Annotated in this window: 25 protein-coding genes and 1 pseudogene; 8 read left to right on the top strand and 18 right to left on the bottom strand. The window is 38.6% G+C overall.

Annotation, left to right across the window (positions count from 1 at the left end; all coding sequences use genetic code 11):
* Positions 1–311: 311 nt before the first annotated feature.
* From DB520_RS27345 to DB520_RS22495, 7 genes and pseudogenes are all read right to left on the bottom strand, one after another.
* Positions 312–602, bottom strand: coding sequence for a hypothetical protein (locus DB520_RS27345; RefSeq protein WP_232835105.1), 291 nt, complete (start codon positions 600–602; stop codon positions 312–314).
* Positions 603–690: 88 nt separating this feature from the next.
* Positions 691–813 carry a hypothetical protein gene (locus DB520_RS27340; RefSeq protein ID WP_232835112.1) on the bottom strand — a complete coding sequence of 41 codons (123 nt, stop codon included), beginning with the start codon at positions 811–813 and terminating at the stop codon, positions 691–693.
* Between the two features lie 575 nt (positions 814–1,388).
* Entirely contained in the window at positions 1,389–1,553 is a 165-nt protein-coding gene (locus tag DB520_RS27720; RefSeq protein WP_198675424.1) for a helix-turn-helix domain-containing protein, read from the bottom strand.
* A gap of 15 nt (positions 1,554–1,568) precedes the next feature.
* On the bottom strand, positions 1,569–1,748 hold the full coding sequence (locus DB520_RS27090; RefSeq protein WP_198675423.1) for a hypothetical protein: 180 nt from the start codon (positions 1,746–1,748) through the stop codon (positions 1,569–1,571).
* A gap of 3 nt (positions 1,749–1,751) precedes the next feature.
* Positions 1,752–2,000, bottom strand: coding sequence for a ribbon-helix-helix domain-containing protein (locus DB520_RS22505; protein ID WP_114752030.1), 249 nt, complete (start codon positions 1,998–2,000; stop codon positions 1,752–1,754).
* A gap of 405 nt (positions 2,001–2,405) precedes the next feature.
* Positions 2,406–2,765: a helix-turn-helix domain-containing protein gene (locus DB520_RS22500; protein ID WP_114752029.1), complete on the bottom strand. Its 360-nt coding sequence runs from the start codon at positions 2,763–2,765 to the stop codon at positions 2,406–2,408.
* Positions 2,766–2,767: 2 nt separating this feature from the next.
* Positions 2,768–2,935, bottom strand: a pseudogene (locus tag DB520_RS22495) (type II toxin-antitoxin system HigB family toxin); the annotation flags it as partial.
* Between the two features lie 1,487 nt (positions 2,936–4,422).
* On the opposite strand from DB520_RS22495, the gene DB520_RS22480 reads away from it, so the two are divergent.
* Positions 4,423–4,653 carry a hypothetical protein gene (locus DB520_RS22480; RefSeq protein ID WP_114752026.1) on the top strand — a complete coding sequence of 77 codons (231 nt, stop codon included), beginning with the start codon at positions 4,423–4,425 and terminating at the stop codon, positions 4,651–4,653.
* A 38-nt stretch (positions 4,654–4,691) separates the two neighbouring features.
* On the opposite strand, the gene DB520_RS22475 is transcribed toward DB520_RS22480, so the two are convergent.
* Positions 4,692–4,925: a hypothetical protein gene (locus DB520_RS22475; protein WP_157972205.1), complete on the bottom strand. Its 234-nt coding sequence runs from the start codon at positions 4,923–4,925 to the stop codon at positions 4,692–4,694.
* Positions 4,922–5,161 carry a hypothetical protein gene (locus DB520_RS22470; RefSeq protein ID WP_114752024.1) on the bottom strand — a complete coding sequence of 80 codons (240 nt, stop codon included), beginning with the start codon at positions 5,159–5,161 and terminating at the stop codon, positions 4,922–4,924. The genes DB520_RS22475 and DB520_RS22470 overlap by 4 nt, the downstream gene beginning before the upstream one ends.
* Before the next feature lie 565 nt (positions 5,162–5,726).
* Here DB520_RS22470 and DB520_RS22465 point away from each other — a divergent pair.
* From DB520_RS22465 to DB520_RS22450, 4 genes are all read left to right on the top strand, one after another.
* Entirely contained in the window at positions 5,727–6,785 is a 1,059-nt protein-coding gene (locus DB520_RS22465) for a nucleotidyltransferase family protein (RefSeq protein WP_198675422.1), read from the top strand.
* On the top strand, positions 6,782–7,714 hold the full coding sequence (gene cap12 / locus DB520_RS22460) for a CBASS system CD-NTase-associated NAD(+) hydrolase Cap12 (RefSeq protein WP_114752023.1): 933 nt from the start codon (positions 6,782–6,784) through the stop codon (positions 7,712–7,714). Before DB520_RS22465 ends, cap12 begins: the two co-directional genes overlap by 4 nt.
* 756 nt (positions 7,715–8,470) lie before the next feature.
* Positions 8,471–9,247: a hypothetical protein gene (locus tag DB520_RS22455; RefSeq protein WP_114752022.1), complete on the top strand. Its 777-nt coding sequence runs from the start codon at positions 8,471–8,473 to the stop codon at positions 9,245–9,247.
* A gap of 476 nt (positions 9,248–9,723) precedes the next feature.
* Complete coding sequence (locus DB520_RS22450; RefSeq protein WP_114752021.1) at positions 9,724–10,719, top strand: CBS domain-containing protein; 996 nt, start codon at positions 9,724–9,726, stop codon at positions 10,717–10,719.
* Between the two features lie 382 nt (positions 10,720–11,101).
* On the opposite strand, the gene DB520_RS22445 is transcribed toward DB520_RS22450, so the two are convergent.
* The 3 genes from DB520_RS22445 to DB520_RS22430 form a co-directional block, all read right to left on the bottom strand.
* Complete coding sequence (locus tag DB520_RS22445; RefSeq protein ID WP_114752020.1) at positions 11,102–11,359, bottom strand: hypothetical protein; 258 nt, start codon at positions 11,357–11,359, stop codon at positions 11,102–11,104.
* 426 nt (positions 11,360–11,785) lie between these two features.
* On the bottom strand, positions 11,786–12,472 hold the full coding sequence (locus tag DB520_RS22435) for an SOS response-associated peptidase (RefSeq protein WP_232835104.1): 687 nt from the start codon (positions 12,470–12,472) through the stop codon (positions 11,786–11,788).
* 282 nt (positions 12,473–12,754) lie between these two features.
* Positions 12,755–13,069, bottom strand: coding sequence for a hypothetical protein (locus DB520_RS22430; RefSeq protein ID WP_232835103.1), 315 nt, complete (start codon positions 13,067–13,069; stop codon positions 12,755–12,757).
* 206 nt (positions 13,070–13,275) lie between these two features.
* Here DB520_RS22430 and DB520_RS22425 point away from each other — a divergent pair, with 206 nt between their 5' ends.
* A complete protein-coding gene (locus DB520_RS22425; RefSeq protein WP_198675421.1) occupies positions 13,276–13,701 on the top strand; it encodes a helix-turn-helix transcriptional regulator in 426 nt (141 codons plus the stop codon).
* A gap of 694 nt (positions 13,702–14,395) precedes the next feature.
* Here DB520_RS22425 and DB520_RS22410 read toward each other — a convergent pair.
* A complete protein-coding gene (locus DB520_RS22410; RefSeq protein ID WP_114752018.1) occupies positions 14,396–15,568 on the bottom strand; it encodes a DUF4221 family protein in 1,173 nt (390 codons plus the stop codon).
* A 390-nt stretch (positions 15,569–15,958) separates the two neighbouring features.
* On the opposite strand from DB520_RS22410, the gene DB520_RS22405 reads away from it, so the two are divergent.
* The gene (locus tag DB520_RS22405) at positions 15,959–16,927 is read left to right on the top strand and encodes an AAA family ATPase (protein ID WP_114752017.1); all 969 of its coding nucleotides are present in this window, start codon (positions 15,959–15,961) and stop codon (positions 16,925–16,927) included.
* Between the two features lie 9 nt (positions 16,928–16,936).
* The gene (locus DB520_RS22400; protein ID WP_114752016.1) at positions 16,937–19,387 is read left to right on the top strand and encodes a S8 family peptidase; all 2,451 of its coding nucleotides are present in this window, start codon (positions 16,937–16,939) and stop codon (positions 19,385–19,387) included.
* Positions 19,388–19,829: 442 nt separating this feature from the next.
* Here DB520_RS22400 and DB520_RS22390 read toward each other — a convergent pair whose 3' ends face one another.
* Genes DB520_RS22390 through DB520_RS22370 form a run of 5 tightly spaced genes read right to left on the bottom strand, consistent with a single transcriptional unit; the run spans position 19,830 to position 23,866 of the window.
* Positions 19,830–21,023, bottom strand: a complete 1,194-nt coding sequence (locus DB520_RS22390; protein ID WP_114752014.1) for a tetratricopeptide repeat protein — start codon at positions 21,021–21,023, stop codon at positions 19,830–19,832.
* Between the two features lie 25 nt (positions 21,024–21,048).
* Positions 21,049–22,545, bottom strand: coding sequence for a P-loop NTPase fold protein (locus DB520_RS22385; RefSeq protein WP_114752013.1), 1,497 nt, complete (start codon positions 22,543–22,545; stop codon positions 21,049–21,051).
* Positions 22,546–22,566: 21 nt separating this feature from the next.
* Positions 22,567–23,025, bottom strand: a complete 459-nt coding sequence (locus tag DB520_RS22380; RefSeq protein WP_114752012.1) for a preprotein translocase subunit SecB — start codon at positions 23,023–23,025, stop codon at positions 22,567–22,569.
* The gene (locus tag DB520_RS22375) at positions 23,022–23,459 is read right to left on the bottom strand and encodes a helix-turn-helix domain-containing protein (RefSeq protein WP_114752011.1); all 438 of its coding nucleotides are present in this window, start codon (positions 23,457–23,459) and stop codon (positions 23,022–23,024) included. The genes DB520_RS22380 and DB520_RS22375 overlap by 4 nt, the downstream gene beginning before the upstream one ends.
* Positions 23,456–23,866 (bottom strand): hypothetical protein, encoded by a 411-nt coding sequence (locus DB520_RS22370; protein ID WP_232835102.1) that lies wholly within the window; start codon positions 23,864–23,866, stop codon positions 23,456–23,458. Before DB520_RS22370 ends, DB520_RS22375 begins: the two co-directional genes overlap by 4 nt.
* Positions 23,867–23,890 lie beyond the last annotated feature (24 nt).

The following is a 23,890-nucleotide window of genomic DNA, read 5'->3' as shown; positions in this document are numbered from 1 at the left end:
TAAAAACCTATCAGTGGTGCTCAAGGGTATAGCAAGAACCAAATGTGCCATACAGACTTCCCGCAATTTTTAAAGCAAATCATAATATGGTCAGAATTTGGCAGAGGTAGTTAGCTGGGGTAGTACCCCAACTTTTTGGAAAGCCTTAAAAATGGCTAAAATGGAAGATTTTAAATGAAAAAATTTTGGAATTGGTATAGAGAGTTGCAATGTAATCTATGAGTCGCCGGGTGGCCCATTAGCGGAATTTAGTCCCCTGTTGTGATTTGACGCGATAGCTGATTGAAATGATTACATCTAGTTTATAGTGCTTAATTACTACTTACTTTATTGTTGTTAGGTTCGGGGGGTATTAAACGATACAACACTATCAGGGGGTTTTTTTCCTCAATCCCATCCTCATTCCTTAAAATGTAGTAATATACATCCCCATTCAATGGCCTTGGAATGATTTCTTCCGTCAACACCCGATCAAATAATTGCCTTAAATGAACCAGGGGACGGTTGCTCTCCAAATCAATTACCACAAGATAGGAACGGTTTTCGTAAACAACACGTAAAAAAACATAGCTATCGGACATTACCATTTGGCCTATTCTCAACTGATGTGTGTTGTCAAATCCAGTGAAATGAAGCAGGTGTTTCGGAACCAGGTGATCCTTCTCTTTTCTAAAGATCGTATCCGTATTACTATGCGAAGGAAATCACTATCCTTTTTTGCCAATCTGCCACAAACGCAATATTTTCTTTTTCATCCAAGTGAATCGCATAGGGCATAATATATTCCTCCGGACCTTCTCCCTTCTCACCTATTGTCCAGTGAAAACTACCGCTGTTGTCAAATTTTTAAAGTCCCTGTTTTCTGTCCAATAAAAGAAAAAAGTGCTGTGAGAAGACCATATCCTGGACTGCAGTGAGAGGAGGATTTCCCGGAGCCTCAAGGTTTATAGTATCTAGAATTTCAACCTGTAATTCCGGCGAATCGCCAAACAAAAAATCCTTCTGGATCTCTATTGTATTGGTAGACACTAGGGCATCCGAGTTGTCATAATCTCCACAATTTAGCAACAGGAAAAACAAGCGAAGTAAGCTTGGTATACTTCATATTAAATTTTGGAAAGCATGTCCGATAAATTTTCCGGGAAACTGTGTCCCCTCTCCAGTTGCGGGGTCTTTGGAAAGGTGTAGTTGTCTGTTATTCACCATTGTGTTTGTATTTTTCTCGTTAAAATAAAAAAATCTAAGATAAGCCCAAATAGGGAATGATGTGCTGCTACTTTAGTACCATTCCAACGGTTCGGGAAGGATTACTAAACAATTATCAACTACCATTTTTTAGCCATTTTTATAATATTTATCAAGCAACATAAATCCAAGAGCCTGTAGATTTAAACCCCCAATACAATAGATGCTTCAATGTCAAGTTTACGGCTTATCTCGCGGGCAACCTTTAGTGTAGGTTCACTTTTCCCATTAAGATATTCGCTAATTCTGGAACTACTCACTCCCAAATATTGAGAAAGTTCTTTTTGACTTAAGCCACGTTCATGCATTCTAAGTTTTATGGCTTAGGAGAGGGTAGGAGGCTGGATAGGGTGATGCAATTCCTCGTAATCCGCCACCAAATCGGAAAGCAAATTCAGCTCCACGTACCCCTTGGCTTCTGGATTTTCTATATTTTCAGGAACAGAAAGTAATTCCTCAATTCTGTATATTATGGCAGTATATTCTTTTTCTGACTTGATCATGGTTTAAGGAAATTTTTGTTTACCACGGTTCTTAGCTTCTTCGAGTATTTCCGCCATAGTCTTTGTAGAAATCCCGCTTTCCTCGCCTTTGATTAGCTCATTTCGTTGCCAAATTCGTTCTTCTTCCAGTTCTCTTTGCCTACGGATCAAGTCATTGATCAACTCACTTTTACTTGCATATTCGTTTTCCTGGATCTTTTCCCTCATCCATCGGTCGTTCGGCTCGTTTACTGTTATTGTTTGTCTAGCCATTCTTGTGTAGTTATGGTGTAATAATACACCGGAAAAACCATAAAAGCAAGCTTAACAGTTCCTGTTTCTCGTGACCAACCCAGATACAGCTTTTTGAATTGCCATTTACAAAGCCTTGGTTTTTGACAATCTGGTAGAGTAGGGTACCGGCCTTGTCTTCCAGGGGTAGAAGTCCTCTTCATCATTTCCCGATGCAGGAAGTGTTAATCATCTAATTATCAATAAATTAATAGAGGATAGTTGTACAATGGTTGTACTTGCACGGTTGAAATAATTCCAACTATTTTGGGGCGTATTTTTTTTTAATTTCTCTAATCTCCCCCTTAATTTCTCCAAATTATCACCTTTCCCAACCAGGTCTTTTCTTGGCGATTTTACTAAATGAATGCATAGGTGCTTAAGATTTCAAACGCCCAATACAATAGATGCTTCAATGTCAAGTTTACGGCTTATCTCGCGGGCAACCTTTAGTGTAGGTTCGCTTTTGCCGTTAAGGTATTCGCTGATTCTCGAACTGCTTACTCCCAAATATTTAGAAAGTGCTTTTTGATTTAAGCCTCGTTCATGCATTCGAAGTTTTATGGCTTCGGAGAGGGTAGGAGGCTGGATAGGGTGATGCTTTTCTTCAAAATCTGCAACCAAATCGGAAAGCAGATTTAGCTCCACATATCCCTTGGCTTCTGGATTTTCTATGTTTTCGGAAACAGAAAGTAGTTCCTCGATTCTTGCTATTATGGCACTATATTCTTTTTCAGACTTGATCATTTTCAGATATTTTTAATGTCCTTTATTTTGTCGTATTCCGCATGGGTGCCAATAAATCGTATGTACACTTTCTTAGCATTGAATGAAATGATGGCTACCAGACGGTATGTATTTCCTTTGATGTTGAAAACAAAACGATGATTGCCTACATAATCGACCGAATTGAAATCTTTCTTTAAATCCTATTTTCCAAGGTTCATAATCATAGTCATTATGCAATTTATGAGGTACAATTAGTTAAAATGCCTTCGACTTATAATATATATACCCGGATTTGGATATGCTTACATGGAGTGGCTGGGCAGGGGCCAGGTCGACAACAGAATACATCCGGTCCTGTCCGGTAAAACAGAATGCAAGAATATCAGCGGGAGGGGAAAAGTGTTTGGATTTTGGCAGTTAAAAACGGACAAAAAGCAATCTTTTTTCCCTGAGGGAAATCAGCCAGTAGCTGAGGAATTAGTAATTTATCATTGAATCCCAACTTTTTACCCAATAACTGGATATACTTTTATGCGTCCATTCCTCAACACTAATTTCTAACAACCTGATTTCGAGTTTGTTATGGTTTTTAGTTTTAATAGTGGGGCTACTTGTGGGGCAAAAAGTTTTGTTTTTTATCACCAATAGTCTCCGGTTGCTGAATTTACAAGCTCAATTAAGCGCTTCTCTTCTTTCTTACTATACATTCAATTTTTAAGCGTTGGCTTCTGTGCGTCGCTTTTATTTTTGTTTTTTCTGGTTGGCATTGCTTGGTAAATCAACCAAAACAGGGTAGGGGAGTCGTTTTGTTAACGTATTGATTATTAGGTAAATAAATATATTTTTTCCGCCAGAATGCTTTTATCCCACCTCAAAAATGAGTAACTTAAGTTATCAGTTTTTACTCCTGTTTTCCTCGGTAGATTTCCGGAAGTCCGTTCAGACACTCTCAGGGTATATTTTTGATGAATTTGGGTGTCCCAGTCATTATTTTTGCTATTTTGAGTCGTGTCCAGGCATGAAAACCCCTCCAATAAGCTGAAGATAAAAAGTTGACTTTTCAGGTATTATAACAGTGCACTGGTGTAGTGGCCGTTTGCCTTCACATGGCCAACTGTATGCATATTCAATCCTTGTTACTTTTTTGCTGCAGAGCCTGTCCCGAAGCGAAGCAAATCGGGATCAAAAAAGTAACCAAAAAACCCCGCCGCTGTGCATCTTTTGGCTAAAATCCGTGCTCAGCCCACGCATAGGCAAACTCCTCGGTTTTTAGAAAGTACACGTCCTACAAAATATTTTATAGCCCAAAAACCTCGTCAGACATGCCTCTGCCTTTACCACCGCGCTGCCCGGATTTCTTCACGCCAAAATCTGCAAGGCGGAAGTTAAAGTGAGAATATGGTTTTTCTCCAATATACAATTAAAAGATCAAGATAATCGGGTCACATCAAACCATCGGAAAACCATCAAGAACATTGAGGAAAAAAGGTACCTGGTCAATTAATCTGACCAAAATTGAAATGGGTGTCCCAGCGAAGAAAACAGGAATAGGGTAGGGTAGTCGTGTTGTTAACGTATTGATTATTAGGTAAATAAATATATTTTTTCCGACAAAATGCTTTTATCCCACCTCAAAAATGAGTAACTTAAGGTATCAATTTTAACTTTAATTACCATGAAATTCCTGATCAAACTAATCCTGGTGTCCTTTGTTTGTACGTTTGCCATGTTCGGGGCGTTGGGAAGCGACAACCAATGGCCTGGACTGATTGTGGCCATTGTTGTTTGGGTCTGGTTTATCTATTCGCTTTCAACGCCGAGGGTATCTCATTCAGAAAGAGAAATAAGAGAGCGGGAGCGCAGGATTGAGGAACTTCTCCGTAGACTGGAACAAAGGGGGTACTGATCCAAGGGATTATTTATCCCACTAACTTTTTCAATTCTCTACATTCCCCCAAAAAGGAATCCGAGCGAAGCGAAAGCCCCCAGCATATAGCAGGCGAATGCGCCCAGACTAACCAAAGCAAAACCCTTTCTGCTCAGAAATGGACGCGTCAAATGCTTATGCTGCACTTCGGCAAGTAGCCATCCGGCGAAGAGAAGGATAAATACGATCAATAATTCCATCCCGCTTGATTTGGTGTAGTTAAAGATAAGGGATGGAATGTAGATTATCAAAGGTCTAGTTTTAAGCCCTCGGTTTCCAAGTCCCTGATATGCATGCCTGCCTGAATCAAGTTGTCCTCCTCTATGGACTGCAGCGTCATTTTAATCAACTCTAGGAGTTTGTTGCCCTTTGCCAATCTAACAAAAGGAAAAGGATCCGGGTTTTGTTCCAGGATATGATTGATCTTTCGATCAATCTGGATTTCTTTGTCCTTCAACTTCTGCACAACCAGGGATAAATCTTTCATTGTTAATTTAGTTAACTTTTTTAGGTTAATAATATAGACAATCAGAAGGGGAGAGTCAATAATCCAGGAAATTAAAGTGAATTCTTTTTTCGCCAGCCAGAAAAGTCTACTCTTGGAGTAAAAGCCCTAGTATCCTTCGGGATATTTTTAGTGCCATAGAGTTTTTTACCCATTTTTTGTCAGTTTATTTCTGATAATGGACAGAGCTCAGGAAGGGGATATCTTAAATTTTTAAAATAAACCCATATAAAATATAATATCCCGACCAAAAACCAAAATATACCCCGATCACGGTATTTTTTGCCAAAGGATTAACTTCTATTTTTAAGTCACGGAATAAGGATTTGGCGGGTCTTTTAATGGGGCTTAGGTGGCGGAGCTGTGGCGGTTTTGCAGTTCTCCACTTTGGAAGATCAAAATGAGGTAAAGGAGTTTTTGGGTTTTCCTAATAGGCAAGGTAAAAAAGCTTAACATGGATCGAGTCTGCAACATAAGGTGATAGAGAACGGAAAACTAAGGAAATAAAGGCGTTAGCCATAAGGTGAAAAACCGAAAAACAACATCGATGAAAGATTATAGAAGACTTATTGAAAACATTCAGGCTAGAACCAATCCTGACAATATCATCCTCGAAAAAGGTTTTCGAGACGAACTATTTTCTATTTCATATAGTGACATTTTAAAATATGTCCGATATGCAATGAAAGGTGTTGAGCCCGAATACACTAAAAAAAGTAAATTGGCAGGGGAAAGAGTTCAAAACCATTTGAAAGGCAACCTAAATGATGTCGTCTATAAGTATCAAGGTTCAGTAATGACCAATACTCACATTAAAGGGACTAGTGATATTGATTTACTAGTTATTTGTGACAAGTTCTACACATTTGACCGCAAATCAATAACAACAGTATTAACCACTGAGAGCTTAAAAAATCAATTAAATTATACTCAAGTCAAAAAACTTCAAGGAGAAATAGATAATGCAGGTTATTCAGGCAGTGCGTTAAATGATTTAAAAAAGAATCGATTGGATTGCGAAAATTTGTTAGTTCCTATTTATGATATATGCGACATATCACATTCAAAAGCAATAAAAATCACTAATAAAAGCTTGATCAGGGATGTAGATATTGTCATTTCGAATTGGTATGACAATGTAACCGCAGTTTTAAGTGATAAAGACACAGACTTTCGTGGCATTCAAGTTTACAACAAAAACACAAACTCGAAAGGCGAACCTGATTATCCATTTTTAAGCATAAAACGAATTAACGAAAGAAGCTCGGAGACCAATGGACGACTAAAGAAAATGATTCGATTTTTAAAAAATATCAAAGCCGACTCAGACCTAGATATAAAACTAACAAGTTTCGATTTCAATGCAATTTGCTATGACATTGAGACTTTCAAGTACTCTAGCAATAACTTTTATGAATTAGTATATATTGTTTACATACAATTGAAAAGTCTAGCCGACAACTATGAACATTCTAATAATTTAAAGTCTGTTGACGGCAACGAATATATATTTAGAAATGATACCTCTAAACTTGACAGTCTGAGAAACTTAATGACTGAGATTAATTCAATACTAGTTGATTTGAAGAAAGCAGTTGCATTATGAGAAAGAAAAGGATATTTATTGGTTCGTCTTCAGAAGAGTTAAAACTAGCTGAATCTGCTAAGGAAATTCTAGAACCTGAATTTGAAGTTACGATTTGGAATGATACGGTTTGGGATACAGCAGTATTTAAAATAAACAACAACTTCCTTCACGATTTATTGAAGGCAACTCTTCAGTTCGATTTTGGAATATTATTGGGAACAACTGATGATAATGTAATTGTACGTGAACAGGAAATGTTACAATCTCGGGATAATGTTCTTTTTGAGTTAGGTCTATTCATGGGACGATTAGGATTATCAAAATGTGCATTTGTTGTAGAAAAGGAATTAAAAATATTATCTGATATCAAAGGAATTTCCCTCGCTCGATTTTCTAAAAAAGAAGATGGAAGCTTTGTAGACGCAATTTCAACAGTTGGGGACCTTTTCAGAAATCAAAAAGATTCGTCCGTAAACTTCTTTCCCTCTTCTACCCTTGCCTCAGTCTACTTTGAAAACCTTATCTCACCTACTTGTCGGTATCTAATTGAACAAGGTGGATTTGAAGAAGAAGGGACAACATACAAAGCCTGCATTATAAAGATTATAATTCCAAAAAAGTTAAATACAGATTTAAATCTGCAATTTGAAAAAATTAAAAATGGTCTTTCAACTAAAAATGTTTCATTCCATTATGCGGGCCGACCAAGATTTATAAATCTAGAAACAGAAATTAAAGACAACAAACTAATATTTATTGATTTCCCGACTATTCTAGCAGGAATCAATTACGCGATTCAAAATCTCTTACCTAATGACTTTAACGCAATGAGTGAAGATTATGAATCAATTTTAAGTAGAGAGCTTGAAAGATTCATAGTTACTTTAAAAGACCTAGCTTTAAGAAGTGGATTTGACGAAATGATAACTTTTGAAAAAATTGAATAAAACCCTGTGGCTAATTGAATAGCCCGACCTGAGCCATTTGGCGCAGGTTGAGGCATTCACAACACCGAGCGGACGGATCTCCCCGAAACAAGTTCGGGGCAGACTGTATATGGTGGTTCACTGGATTAAAGGTTGCGATTTGAGGTAATAGGAAAGTATGGATTTGTATCCCTTTCTTCTCAGTCGTGACAAAATGATAGTCGTGATCAGAATCGAGCTACTACCCATCCCCTTTTTCTGGTTGCTCCCCTCTGCCTGGTCTTCCGATACGCTACACTATCGGAACAAGCTCTCGCTAAAAATGTCCGAAGGGACAATTTCTTAACGCTCAGTCCTAAGCATATGAATGGTCTTGGTCTAGCCCCAGTTTGATCAGGTTTTCACGTTTCCGTTCAGGCTTCATTTCTCGAAGGGTTTGGTGACCATACACAAAAACAAAGCGGAGAAATTGGCACAGGCATTAAACCCTCTGGAATAATTTGGTATCTTCGATACTAGATGCCCATACTGGGAACACACTTACACTAGCATCCATAAGCTTACTAAGCTATTTGCAAAGGCTGGTGCAAAAGGATATTTTTATAGATATTTGAAAAGTCCAGCTTACGGAAGATATTTTGTGGAACATTTCAAAAAGTAAGGAATGATAAGAAATTAATTTTCTGAACGAAGTCCTAAAAATTCTTGGCACGATCAAGGGAGTAAATTTTCAAAAATTTCAACATAGGATGAAATTAGTAAACAGCAAATAGACAAATGATCAATTATTCTTTAAAATATAGAGTTGCTGAAGTTGCAGGTATTTTTGAAGTTGATAGAAATACTGTAAAATCCTGGGCATATCATTTTTCAGAATATTTAAGTTCACGAGCGAACCCTAAAAAGGGAACTAGTCGGATTTTTACTATTGAAGATATTCGAGTTTTAGCTTATGTATATATGTACTGGGAAGATGATCCAGATTTAGAAAATATAAAATACGGACTTAACTTGAACAATCATTGGGACAATGAACCAATCGACAATACCATTTTAAGTCTAATCCCAATTTTTCGGGAAATGCCCGAGGATATTGGTGAATCGTGGCGTGGAGTAGTATTTGGAGGAGAATTTAAACTTTCTAACATCTTTGAAACTGCAAACTCATTCAAATTAGCTGGAGACAAACTGGTAGATATTGCTCACCACAACTATGAAGAACGAGAACTTTTTCAACCTGCCATTTACAATTATCGCCATGCTATTGAATTATACATTAAAGCAGTTTCGGGGGTCGAAGAAATCCATGATTTGAACATACTCAAGAAAAGTCTGAATCGAATACTTAAGGAAAAATTTAATACTGTTATTCCTCAATGGTTTAACAATATCATTGAGGTATTTAACTATACCGATCCCAAGAGTACTGCTTTTAGATATGGCATAACTGTTCCGAAAGAAGAACTGTACGCTGATCTAAAGCACATCAAAAAAATGATGGACTGGCTATCTGAATCTTTCCTAACCATCAAGGAAGAAATTGAAAGCCGCTAATCGTGGATGGCCGCAGGCTATAAGTCTGCGGAGGACACCTCACACCACCGTCCGTACAGGACATTTAAAAGCCTGTCCGTATAGCGGGGGAACAAGTGAACTCTAAATTGATCTCTAAAATCGAAAGAGAAAGTAGACTTTCAAGGAATGGGGAAGAGATGTAGGGGACAAACTCATTCATAGTAGTGATGAAACTCCTGTAATGGGAGTGGAGCGAAGGGGTGAGCATACCATGTTTCGCCTTCATTTACAACCCTGTTCATTCAGGGGAGGATTTATGGAAAAGAAGCAGGACCACCGTTAATTGATCAAATTAGCGCATTACCTTTAAGTGGTTGTTGGTATGAAGAGCCGTGTGAGGTGAGAGTCTCACGCACAGCCTGTCCCGTTTTACGGGAGTTCTGTGGGAAGGTAGGGGTGAAATTCCCCCGTCTGAACCGATTGGCTTTAATTATAAAGAAACAAAATATTTTTAAATGGCATACTTACCTAATAAAGAATTCAAAGAATTAAGTCAAAAAATTCATAAATCATTAGATTCAGTTGAATTAACACCAAAGGAGTTATTAGCGTATTTTGGAGTAACTACAAGACGAACTAATGTGATGTGGTGGGTAGATAGAGCCTTAAAAGAGAATGATCTGCAAACCATTCCAAGTTATAAATCAGGATGGATTCATGCTAAAATTGAATTGACGACCGAAAAGATTATTAACAAAAAGAAACAAGAGAAGGAAATTGATACAATAATACCCAGAGTTAAACTTCTTGAGGCAGCGAATACTAAGCCAACATATATAACCAAAAGTGATACAATTGAAAAAGCAATGACAATCATGATGGAAAATGATTATTCGCAGTTACCTGTTATGAATTCACAATCAGCAAAACAAGTGGACGGAATGATTAGTTGGCATTCTATAGGCTGGAAGAAGGCACTTGGTAAAAATCAAAAAACAGTTTCAGATTTCATGAATAAAGGTTGTACTATTATTAATGATACTTGCCCACTTTTAGATGCCGTAGAAATTGTTCAAAAGAATGAAGTGGTCCTTATAAGAGATAAATCCCAAAGTATTTGTGGTTTAGTTACAATTACTGATATAGCGGAAAAATTCTATGCCTTAGCCGAACCTTTTTTTATAATTGGTCAAATTGAAGCTGCTATAAGGGAAATTTTGGATGATAAATTTTCTGTAGAAGAATTACAGAAAGTGAAGTATGGTGAGGATAATCGAGAAATTCAAACAATATCTGATTTAACTTTTAGCGAATACATCCAGTTAATGCGTCAAGATGAAAATTGGCAAAAATTAAAATTACCGTTAGATAAAGATGAACTGACCAAAAGGTTAGACAATATTAGACTTATTAGAAATGATGTTATGCATTTTAATACAGATAATATCGATGATGAACAGAAATACATGCTTAGAAAAACTGCTTTATTTTTAAGAGAAATTCTCAATTAAAACTATAGACAACTGAGTAGACGTCCGTGAGCCATAAGCTCACGGTGCGCCTCCTACCTATCGGGAGGCAAGCTCCCACCACTCCTGGTGGTCATTGAGGATACGGGTCATGTACCCTGACTGGGTCAAGATCATCCCCTTTTTTGTTTCTGCCCTATGCATTTGCGTTCTCTTGGTACTCTTAATCGGTTCAAGTTCCTATATAGGGCAGGCAGGTTTACGTTCAGGCTTCTTTTCGTGATCGTCATCTTGGGCAGTAATTCTTAATTTTCCATGCTACAAAATATGGTTTATTGTGAATTCAAATATGCCTATATATGAAATATGCATACCCATTTATACCAGCACCTGGAATCAAAAAAAAGCCCCTCAGGGCTCTTTTCTAGGCTTTGGCCTTTCTAGCCTTCCCACCTTTCGGAGCGGCCACCTTTTTGCTGATATAGGCCGTATGGGTTTTTCCATATTGATCCGGCTCCTTGAGGGCAGCGACTTCAAATACCAGGTATTCCTTGCCGTCGTAGTCGACCATGTGGGTCTTTAGGATGTCCTCCAGTGTTTCTTTGGAGATGGATACCCGGATGATGTTGAGGTCCTTTACCTGGGTTCCTTTGCCGATGTAGGTTTTTTCAAATTGTGACATGACGTTAACTGTTTAAGGGTTGAAATTTGATTATGCCCAAGAGAACGGGGGCTGCCAGGGACACCCAAGCCAAGGGCTGGGCATAAAAATAGTGGAAGGCTTCCTTTGGAAAACCCTGTTTTTTTGAACGGGAGAAGCGCACCCTTGGCGGGTGGACCGCTGCCCCCATCTTTGCATAAATCATAATTCACAACCGGGAACAGGATAGTACATGGCATTGGAAAAGCTGCGATAGAAAAGGAATCACGGTATGGTGCTGTACAGAAAAAGAGATTATCCAGCTATATAAACCTGGTGGATCAGAAGGGCCTGGGCGAACGGCGATTTTGGATCCTGAAATTTGGAGTTAACGGTGAAGGTAGAATAGGAACACCCAATCCGGTTTATACAGATGGGATTTCCGAAATATGCGAAGGGGCAAGGGATTTATTTGGCAACCGGATCCAGAATACCAGGGTGATTATTTGCGGGTTTGTTAACCTCAGTTGATATTTCGTATGCCTCCATGGAATCGGCAGGGTAAGCATTTAGCAGTTTTAGCAGATCTTTGGGGTTTTGGTCAGGAGCTAGCCATAACTTTTCTTCTTCCCTGGTCAAAATCACAGGCATTCTGTCATGGATTTTTTCCATCAGAGCATTCGGAGCGGTGGTGATAATGGCGTATGAATTATACGTTTCCCCCTCATGATCCTTCCAACTCGACCAGAGTCCGGCGAAAAAAAAGACCTCCCGATCGGGAAGGTAAATCCGGAATGGCTGCTTTTCCTTGCCATCCTTTTTCCACTCAAAAAAACTGTCAGCGAGGACGAGGCATCTTTTATTGTTTACCACAAGGGGTTTATAGGATGGTTTGTCAAGCAGGGTCTCCGAGCGGGCATTGATCATTTTGTACCCTACCTTTTTGTCCTTTGCCCAGTGTGGCACCAAGCCGAAATGGAAGACATCGATCTGTTCAGGCTCCTCCGAGGTGACCACCGGTGCCAATTGTGAAGGAGCAATGTTAAAGGAAGGCTTCCAGTTTTTGGCCTTTTCGGACAACCTCAACTTCAGTTGGTCTTCCACTTTTTTAAGGTCTTGTTTTTCGGAATATCTGCCGCACATGGTTTCCTTCATATGGTAAACAATGAATTTACTGATAAAATGCCTACAATTACCTTGCCTCCCGCCATTTGGCTTAGGGATAGGAATGGAAATCCTTTTTTTGGGAGGGAGGTGTGGGGAAAAAAGATTGGAATGGAAACGAAGTGGTAGCCCGACCCGTAGGGTAAGCCCCAACAAATTAAAAACCTAATAAAAAATACCTTATCGGCTACAGCATTATATCAACTTGTGTTTTCGCTCCCAACACAGTTCCGTTCACCCCTTTTTCTACCAACATTCAGTAAGTGGCAGCAATCATTTTTTCACTTTCTTATCCTTTAATAAACTATAACATTCCCTCGCCAATGGCCTGAGCTCCTCCCCGGAACGGGAAATGGGGAAATCCAGGCACCGATTCATGGCACCCATATATGTGGCCGAAAACTCGTCCACCTTATCTTCCGAAACCCCCATTATGCGTTGAATCAGATCCAAAATTCCCAAATAATGACAGAAACCTGCATCTAGGTTCAACCTGTCCAGCCCCAAAATCAACTGATTGTGTTTCAGGTCCTGAAGGATCAGTTCAATTATCAACTCGTCCGAGGTCATGTTCATCTTAACATCCATTTTTTTCGGTGGCACGACGGCTGTCCCCAGGATCCTGCCGCCAGCAAGCAGCATTCCAAAATTCAATCATCCCAGGCAACTATCCTATGCTGATAGGGGATACTCTATTTTCTGAACAAGCATAATTTATCCCTCCCACGGATATTTTAATCAAAATTCCCTTTATACCTTATAGGCAAATCTGCGGAAATGGTTAATTTTGATCAATGACAGAAAGCAACAACATGCCGGGAAAAATCCACCAAGGCCGGAATATCAAACGCTTCCGCGAGATGCTGGGAATCAAGCAAGAAGCCTTGGCCCATGAGCTGGGAGCCGATTGGTCTCAAAAGAAAATCTCCCTACTGGAGCAAAAGGAAACGGTGGAAGAGGCCATCCTGGCCCAGGTTTCCGAAATCCTCAACATCCCCGTGGAAGCCATTCAGAATTTTGATGAGGAGCAGGCGGTGAATATTATTGCTAATACATTTGAAAACTGTAATCAGCCTGCATCTATTTTTAACAATTCGCAAATAAACCCTTTGGATCAATTAATTAAGCTTCATGAAGAAAAGATAGCGCTTTATGAGCGTATGTTGAAGGAGAAGGATGAGATGATGGCTAGGTTGGAAAAGCTGCTGCACCGGGAATAGGACGAGAATAAATATTTTATATGAAACCGAAAAAAGCCCCTGAGGGTTTTTTTTTATGGCTTTGCCCATTTGGACTTCCGGTTCTTCGGGGCGACCACTTTCTTGCTAATATAGGCCCAATGGGTCTTTCCATATTGGTCAGGCTCTTTCATCGAGGCGACCTCAAATACCAGCTATTCATTGCCACAGTAGTCGACCAGATGGTTCTTTAAGATTTCCCCCAGTGTTTCTTTGGAGATGGATACCCGGATGATGTCCAGGTCTTTTACCTGTTCCTTTGCCGATGTAGGTTATTTCATGTGTTTATATTTGTTTTTTATAGGTCATATAGCCTGCCCCATCCCGATAATTATCAGGATTCGGGGGAATCTCGCGTGTTTTAAAATCATCCCTCCATAGGTCGCCTTCGTCATGCCCTGACTGCCGTCAGGACAGGCTCGATTTCAAATTCTGACATGACGTTAACTGTTTCAATTTGATTGAGAGAACGGGGGCTGCCAGGGACTCCCAAGCCCCCAAAAAAATTGTGGAAGGCTTCCCCCGGAAAACTCTTTTTTTTGACCGGGCGAATTTTAGATTTTTCAAGGCCCCTGCCTTACTGATGCTGATAGACTCCTCCGCCAATGCCCTGAATAAAAGCTGGAAAAACCTACTGGAATGTTCAACTCCTTCATAATCTACCGGTTCATTGACCCTATACCCCAGTTGATTGTGAAATCCGTATAAAGCCTAATTCATCCTCCATATTTAGATACATCCAAAGTGCCCCCTCCCGGGCAAAATATTTGGGGATTCCTGTTTTTTTGAGCTCGGGGATTTCCTGATCCACGAGATGGTTGAAATTTTCATCAAAAATTGAAATATATAGCATGCTATCGCTAATTTCTGGGAGTAAAGATCTTTCCCGTTCTTTTTCTCCATACTGAATGGACGCGGCCAGGCGCACATAGTGTTTGTTTTTAGTATCAAAAACAAGTGGACCGTACACAACTTGGCTCCGATAGTTTTTGAGTGCATTTTTTCGATCCTCTATTGAGTTTTCCAAGTCTCCTACTGTAGTAGGAGTTACTTTTGATGGTAGAAAAGGTGAATCGTATTGGATTGAAATCAGTGAATCCTTTTCTGGGTACAAAACATAAAAATCATTGGCAAATTCGTGGGAAACGATGACATGATCCTTGATGCTGCTGAAGTGAATTTTTGGATACCATTTGTTGTAAGTGTTTAATTCACCTAAGGTATAGGTTTTAAAGTGTTCCTGGGGGTCTATGTCGTAGGATTGAATGGAATTGCTTGAGCTATTGAGGCGTCGAAGGGATACTGAACTGGCATGATCATGTACGACAACGGCAAAGACCTGATGATGGAAGTTGGGGTTGACCACTTGATAAAACACCCGCTCTTCATTCAAGAGCCCCCCATTTTCTTTAGTTACAGAAGTCCAATCAAATCTATGCTGCAATTCCCCTTTGAGGTTATAGATCCCAGTACGTTCACCACCTAAAAAGAGCTTCATCCCGGGCACTGCTTGAAGGTTAGGAGTCCAAAACCCTGTGCCATTGGGGCCTTCTTGCTCGAATGGGATCGTTTTTTCGAGAGTTAAGTTGTTGAGGTTGATTTGTTCGACATGATGGGTTCTATCATTTAAATTATACAGCATCCCGTCGAATTCAGAATAATCCGAGACGAGCAAATCGCGTTGTAAAAACAAAATTTCATCCTTGGAGTCTATCAGCACGGTGTCTATAGTATAGGAAAGAAGTCTTTCATGGGAAGAATCCGGATTGCTTGTGCAAGAAAAAAACAGCGAATGTCCTGTAAGGAAGACGGCGGACAGGAGTTTGAATGCTTGTTTTGGTGGCTGCATTCGCTAAAAGTAAAAAAAATGTGGGGGAAATCAGGGAGGTTTAACTAAGATTAACCATATACAAATTCTGAATCAGAGACCTTTCTAGAGACCTTTCTATAGTTTCCAGACACCTGATTACACCGTAAATTTATCAGACTCGATCATCTTGAAACCATATCCAAAAGAATCATCGAATCGTATCTAAAAATGATTTAGCTAGCTTCAGTTTATCATACGAAAAACCATAGAAAGTCTCCCGCCCATTGAAAATTGTATGTGGAGATTTTCAGAAATCAACCCCTAATTTTTTATATCAAAAAAAGAAACTAAGGAATTTCATGGCTTGTTCGGGCATATTGTATTATTTTACGTTAGTATTTCAAAGTGTATATTTTTGGAAAACCAACCATGGCAGTAGCAGATCAAATAAAAATGTTAATCAAATCTTTTGGTGAAGGGGATGAATCCCGCTTTTATGCTACCGCTATGCAAATTGCAGCCTCAGAAGCCAGGAAAGGTCATGTAGCATTAGCCGAGGAATTGAAAAAACTCATAGACAAGAGTAAATCCTCCAAAGCTGTTGTCAAAAGATTACCTGTCAATGCTGCCCAAAAGGAATTGAATGACCTTTTGGAGTTGGTAAGTCCAGAAACTAAATTGAAAGACATGGTGCTGTCAAGTGAAGTTCAAGAGACTTTGGCAAAGGTAATCCATGAACAAAGACATCTAGACAAATTATTAAGCCATAATCTACAACCTAGAAGGAAATTGCTTCTCGTGGGTCCTCCTGGTTCAGGGAAAACCATGACGGCCCATGCATTAGCGGGTGAACTCGGACTTCCTTTATTTGTCATACGATTGGATGGACTAATCAGCAGATACCTTGGTGAATCGATTGCCAAGCTTCGGTTGATTTTTGATGCCATGATGGACTTTAGGGCTGTTTATCTGTTTGATGAATTTGACAGCATCGGTAGTACAAGGACTCAGACTCAAGATGTGGGGGAAATCAAAAGGGTATTAAACAGTTTCTTGTTACAGATAGAGAAAGACAAATCCAATAGTTTGATTATTGCAGCTACCAATTTACCGGAAAGCTTGGATAATGCTCTTTTCCGAAGATTTGATGATATCATCAATTATACTAATCCTACCGAGGTACAAATCAAACAAATTTTTGCCGCTAGGTTAGCTGAAATAGGGGCCCTAAAAGAGATGGATCTTGATAAGTTATCCAAAAAGTCTATAGGTTTGAGCTATGCCGAAGTGCATAAAATATGTGAAGATACCTGGAAAGATTATTTACTGTACGGGGAAAATCATGTAACCGAAGAAAAAATAATTCAATATATAATGGCAAGAAAGAAAACCTACTAATCAAAACACATGGATGGATTTTTTAAGCATATATTTTTTGAGAATAAGGCCCATTCAATAAGTTTTACTCCCCTAGGAACTGGTCGGTTTGAAACGAACAAAAATATCGATCAAACCAAACATGGAAGTAAGCTAAAGAGCGAGTTTGAAGAAGCATTAGAAGACTTTTGGCAGGGTGAACCAGGTGATTTCGTGTATGTAGAGCTTGAAACTTTTCCCGGTTTTGAACTTGATATCAAAAAATTTGAAGCAAAAGCCGGAGATATAAGAATTGCTTCTTTAAAACAAGAAAAGGAGGAAAAAGGTCAGGAAAAAACCATCAGTTCGATTTATCTTTCCAAGAAAGGAATTAAAACTTTTCTTGAAAAAATCAATGATTACTCTCAAATAGAAAGAAATTTTGATTCTGGAAACCCAAGAAACGCAAGCCTTTTATCCAACCTTGAGTCTATCCATCAAGCTACTTTAAAATCCTTTTGGCAGGAACCTGAAATCCCCTTCCCTGATATTGAACAAGAAGTGTGGTGGGAAGTGTGGTTAGATATAATTACCTCATCAGAGGAAGCCGTCCGAACAGAGATTGCTGAACGATTACAAGCGTTTGGGGTACAAATCTCCTCTCGATTTTTGGTTTTTCCAGAACACCTGGTGATACTAGTTAAGGGAAGCGCCAAAAAACTGGCAGAACCACTGCTGTATTCTCAATACCTGGATGAATTAAGAAAGCCAGTAGAGTTATCAGATGCTTTTACATCCATGAATATTCCTGAACAGAAAGCTTGGATAGCCAACTTGGCCCAGCGATTAGAAGTTCAAGAAAATCCTAACTTGTCAGTATGCCTTTTGGATTCTGGGATCAATGAAAACCATCCCTTACTGGCTCCTTTGAAATCAATTATCCAAGTAGATAGTGTGGACCCCTCATGGGGGACTAATGATTCTTGGAGCTTTTCAGGTCACGGAACTCCCATGTCAGGAATCATCTTTTTTGGTGATTTGACTGAAGCATTACTATCAAGCGATACTATTAGAATCTTCCATCGATTAGAAAGTGTAAAGCTAATACAGGAATCAAAACCCTCAGATCCGGAATTTTATGGGCCAACCACCGAGGAAGCTATTGCAAGGGCAGAGACAAAGCCTATAGGCCAAAGAGTATTCTGTATGGCCATTACTGCTGATGGAGATTCGCACTTTGGCAGACCTAGCTCTTGGTCTGCGGCAATTGACAAATCAGCCTTCGGAGAAGAATATTGGAAGCGGTTACTATTGGTTTCTGCAGGAAATATTCCGAATCAAAGATGGCTGGAATATCCTTTATCCAATCAAGAATACAGCATACATGACCCCGCCCAAGCTTTCAATGCACTGACGGTTGGGGCATATACGTTGAAAGACAAAATTGATCTATCCAGATACCCGGGAGCGACTCTCTTGGCTCAAAGGGGTCAATTAGCTCCTTCAAGCAGTACCAGCCTTATTTGGGAAAAAGAATGGGCTATCAAACCAGAGGTTGTTTTTGAGGGAGGAAATTCCGCAGTATGGAATAACGGTCTTTGTGATCCTGATTCCTTGATGCCATTAAGTATTTCCAAAGGAGGAATGGCAAGCTCATTGTTCACCACTTTTGGAGAAACCTCCTCCGCCACGGCATTTGCAACCAAATTTGCTGCTAGTATTTTGGACAATTACCCGACAATTTGGCCAGAAACAGTACGGGCATTGATGGTTCATGCTGCTCAATGGACTGATCAAATGCTTGGAAACAGGGAAATCGAAAAACTATCCACAGATGATAAAAATCAACTTCTTCGAAGTGTTGGTTATGGAGTGCCCTTTTTACCCAATGCCCTATATACCTTACAGAATTCTGTTTCTTTGGTTGTCCAAGAAACCATCAAACCATACAAATTCGAGAAAAGCAGGGCTCAGGCAAATGAATGCCATGTATTTGTATTGCCTTGGCCCAAAGAGCAACTTTTGGAAATGGGTAGTTCGCAAGTTCGGTTAAATGTTACGCTATCCTATTTTGTTGAGCCTAATCCCGGAAATAAGCGCTATGCTAAAGCCAACAACTATGCCTCACATGGTCTCCGCTTCAAATTGAAGGATAGCAATGAATCTTCTGAAGCCTTCTTAGCAAGAATCAATAAAGAGGCTAGAGAATCTTTGGGAGAGGAGTATCAAAAAGAAGGAAAAGAAAATTGGATCATTGGTCAAAATATCCGGGATAAAGGCTCTATACATCGGGATATTTGGATAGGCAATTCCGCAGATTTGGCAACTAAAAATGAGCTGGCCATTATCCCAACCGGTGGTTGGTGGAAAAACAGATCCGTCCACAAGCGCTACGAGCAATCCGTCCGATACAGCCTGATCATCAGCATAGAGACAGACTCAGAAGATATCCTGACAACGATTTTAAATGAATTGAAGATGGGGGTTGAGGTGATTCTATGAAAATTAAAGTAAAGTGGTCGGTCACAGGACTTCTGGACTCAGGCATAGTGGAAATTTATCCTGTTTTGAAAGTTCCACTAATGGCCCTATCTCATTTACATAAGAAATACAAGTAAGCACAGTGATAAAATCACCAATACAAGCCTACTCATAAAGTCGGAAGTTATTTTTAATCTCCACTCCAAATCTTTAAAAGTTTAAATTTAAAATACGACCACTTTACAACCATAAAACTAAGCAATCATTATTAAACTCAAGGGACTTCCCCCCATAAATGAGTCCTTTTTACTAAAAAGTAGCCCTATAACACCTATGACTAAAGTAACTATAAAGACAATAACAAAAGCTTTTGTCCTGAAAATTTCAAATTCAATGTAAGCTTCACAGCTTGTCAGGAATAAAACGACGCAAAGAAAGATTAGGACTTTTGAGAATAATTTTTTCATAAACAAAATTCATTTATTGCAGCTGAAATACTTTTAAATCCTAAAGCACTGGCTTTTTTAAAATCAATGCACCCTTCATCATCTTGGCCAATTGTAATTTTAACTTGTCCTCTCAATACATAGTATTCAGCAATTTCTCCATTTAACTCAATTGCTCGATTCAAATCAGTAATTGACTCTTGGAATTTATCTAACTCATAATATGAAATAGCTCTATTGAAATATGTTTTATCATCATTACTTTTTGAGCTTATAGAATTGGTAAGGTGAGATATAGCTTTAGAATGGCTCCCTTCTTTTGCGTAGATTATTCCTAAATGAAAATTAACATTTTCATTTTTTGTAGAATGATTGAAAGCCTGTCGAAAATATTGCTTTGCTTGATCAAGATTACTTTTATTGAAATATACTAATCCTAAATTTTCATTTATTTTTGCTTTTACGGCAGGTTCACTATTCAATAGCAAAGCTTGCTTAAAATTGTTCTCCGCTTCATCGAATTCACCATTCTTTAAATGAAAAACTCCAAGGTTAGTTAATGCGAAGGCATTGTCTGGTTCTCGATCAGCCGCAAGTTGGAAGTAATACAGTGTTTTATCTTTGTCTTTCTTCAAGCTATGGTAATTAGCAAACTGAAATAAAATATTGACATTGTCTGGATCAATAGAGTTAGCTTTATGAATGTAGGGTAATGCCACATCAATTTCATTACGCGCCAAATAAACCTCCGAAAGTCTTAAATATGGTTCATATCTGTTACTATCCAAAGAAATGGCCAAATTGAAATTGATCTCTGCTGAATCTAATTCACCAAGATTTTTAAAGGCAATTCCATAATAGTAAAAATGATCATAATCAATTTTGTCGGGGAATCCATTATTTAGAATTATCATAGCTTTTTGATATTCCATATTCATGGTAGCATCATTAAAATTATTAATAACTTTGTCTGGATCATCATGACACGAATACAAAATAAAACTCAGGCCTGTAACCGAAATGATTTGGGCAATAATTGATTTTATGAATTTCATTTTTTTACTGTTTATTTCATTATTCATTATATTTTTCCTCATCCCCCCTTTCTCCGCCGCCCCTATCACCCCCTCCCAATCCTCCATCACATAACCTTTCACCTTCTGCTCCACCAACTCCCCCCGAAAAGCGTTCGCCAGTATCTTCTGAGGCAATTGATCAATCTTGGCTATACTTTAATTAATATAATGCCCGTTCATTAAATAACTGCTTAAAATCACTTTCTCTTAAAAGCCAAGTTAACAATTCAAAAAAATCGAGAGAATCTATCCTGACATTTACTTTTTCAGGAATACAGATTGACTGAATTCTGAAATCGTAAAAGTCCTTCCAATGGTCTTGCTTCATTCCAATCCTCGAAATCGAAAATTTAAATTTCATTCCCTTTATTTCTAATTCTCTTTCTGTAATATCTTTTAAAGATGTCCTGTCCACAAATGATGCATATTCTTTGAAGCACGCAGCTTTTAACCATTCCTCTACCAGAAAGCTTCTTGAAGTTGTCATGGGATTTTTTATATCTCTTCCTATTAAAAAGTCTAATTTGCTAACTAAGCTCTGGTACCCTTGAAATAAATAAGAAAGAAAGTCTACAACTTTTATTAATTCAATTTCTTCACTATCAATGCTTTTACCGTCCCCTTCCTTCCAAAACCTTCTAGATTTTAGAGCAGAAGATCCTGAGAGTATTCTTTTTAAAACCCTTATTGGAATCAAATTATATTGTAAACAAGCTAGGATAATATATTTTATAATTATAGTGGAACCATCGTTTCTATATTCAGCTAATCGCATTTCGCTTCTTCCATTATTTATGATTACACTCTGAAAAACTGAATCAATATTCTTAACAACCTCCCCCGACAAATCATAATGAAATAGCGATCTGGAATAAAACTTATCGATATATCCTGAAAAATCCACATCTGCTCCGTAACGGTTGGAAAAGATTTTCCTGATATTTTCGATATCACAGACAAGGATGATTTTATCGAAGTCAAACTTATTTTGATCGCTGTCTTTTTTGATATCAACATGGGCAGCCAAGACATTCATTATCCTAAAAATGTGTTCCGGGTCAATACGATCCAGGTCATCGATAATCAAAACTATTTCCTTGCCTTTTTCCTTTAACTGCCCAACTAACCCACAAATTAATTGGGTAAAAAAATCTTCCTCTTTGATTGATCCTTGGTTTTTGGAAAAGGTCTCCAAATAAGAAATGATTCTGTCTTTATTCGTAAGGTTTGCTTCTTTAAATTCTTTTTCAAACCTATTGTTCAAATCAATTAGACCTTTAGCAATGTCTTTCATTGAGCCACCGACTTTTGGTATAACTCCCAATAAGGATGGGATGATTTCAGTAGCATGATTTTTTAAGAAAAATGGAAGAAAAGTGCCCTTATCAATTTTCACTTCACCAAAATCCAGCCCCTTTTCAAGAAGTTTAAATAAGATATCATACTTGATTAATTCAAAAATATCCTCATTGGAGGCAACTGAATAATTAACAGGGTAGATATGAATGGCTTCGTACTGCTCATGCTTTTCGAAATACCTGTTTAAAAAATAGGTCTTCCCAGTCCCAAAAGCACCGGAAAAAATAATGCGCTGGTTATTGGGTATTGCAAGGTGCTCCTTGAACTGCTTTTTCGGAATATCTAATTCGAATTCCATTACATATTGATTGTGAATGAATTAGTTTTCTTTCTTTCCTTCCCCCACCTTATCCTTCAACAACTGCGTAATATCAATCGGTGGCAATAAATACCCGCCCATGGGCCCTAAATTAGTGATTTGATAGATGATGTTTCGGAGGTTGTTGATCATCATGTTCAAGGTAGAAAATTGGGTGAGATTTTTTTTGAGACTTTCCGCGAGTTCATCAGGGTTTTGGATACGGAAAGTGCCCCCGCCTTCCACCATGATCTTGTAACCAGGAAGTCTATCATCTTCACCGGAATTGATTTGAATCATTGTGAATAATTGTATCTCTTGATCCTCCTCATTCTCCTTAATGCCAAAATCTATGTCAACGGAATAAGAATGAAATAATTCCTGGACGTCAAGTTCTCCTTCATCCGGTACAATAAACTCAAGGTGCGATTCCAAAAGCTTGAAATCCAATAACTGTAAAGGTGAAAACTTCGCTTTCATCCTGCCATGGCAATTACATCCTGATCAGCATGGCTTACCGCCATTACCGCTTGAGGATTGGTGACTTGGTTTTTTAATTTAAGATACTCTTGGGTTTTGGTCCAGCGCTTATGGTAATCCATCAATTCCTCAGTAACTCTTTCTTGAATCATTCCTTCAGTCATCACCTTAAACTCTATTCCAAGCTCCAAAGACATTTTGGCCAAGATATTCCAGTTGGGCTTTCTGTCACCTCTGAACAGTTGGGTGATAAAGGACGCGGAAGTACCGATTTTTTGTGCTAAATCTTTCTTAGAGATGTTTTCCTGCTCCATTTTCTGGTCTACCAAACCCAAAAATTGCATGGCCAATAAATCAGCCTTGGAGGAAACAAGATCTTCTTGGGACATGGTGCCAAAAAGTGCATCCCATTCTTTTTTGATTGAGTTCGTCATGATGTTTGGGTTAAATCGTATTCGTATTGCGCAACTCTTCTGATGATACTTTTTTCTGCTGCTGTAAGTTTTTGAGACTTCTTCTTTTCCAGAAGCTCAACACCGATGATTACAAAACGTTCTGTGTCACCGTCAGTAAACTGCTGACAGTAAATTCTGGGGTTTTTCTTGCCTTTAAACAATTTGATGGCTGTGACTTGCTCACATCCCTTTTCAATATTCTCTTTATCGTATAGATCCCTTGGGGCACGGTGGTTTAAAATCAATTCTAATGCAGTTTTGAACTTCTTAAGATTAGCAGGATCCGATTGTAAAAACGCCTTGATTTCCTGTGAATTATCCACATCCAGGTAAAAGGCTTTTTTACCATCACTCGAAATTTTTATCAGTTCTGCTTTTCTTTTCATGTCAAAATTAAGCAATAGGTTAAT

The sequence above is a fragment of the Pleomorphovibrio marinus genome (assembly GCF_003347495.1).
In the GTDB taxonomy this organism is placed as follows: domain Bacteria; phylum Bacteroidota; class Bacteroidia; order Cytophagales; family Cyclobacteriaceae; genus Pleomorphovibrio; species Pleomorphovibrio marinus.
Note: the sequence above shows the minus strand (reverse complement) of the source record. Positions and strands in the feature narration are given on the sequence as shown.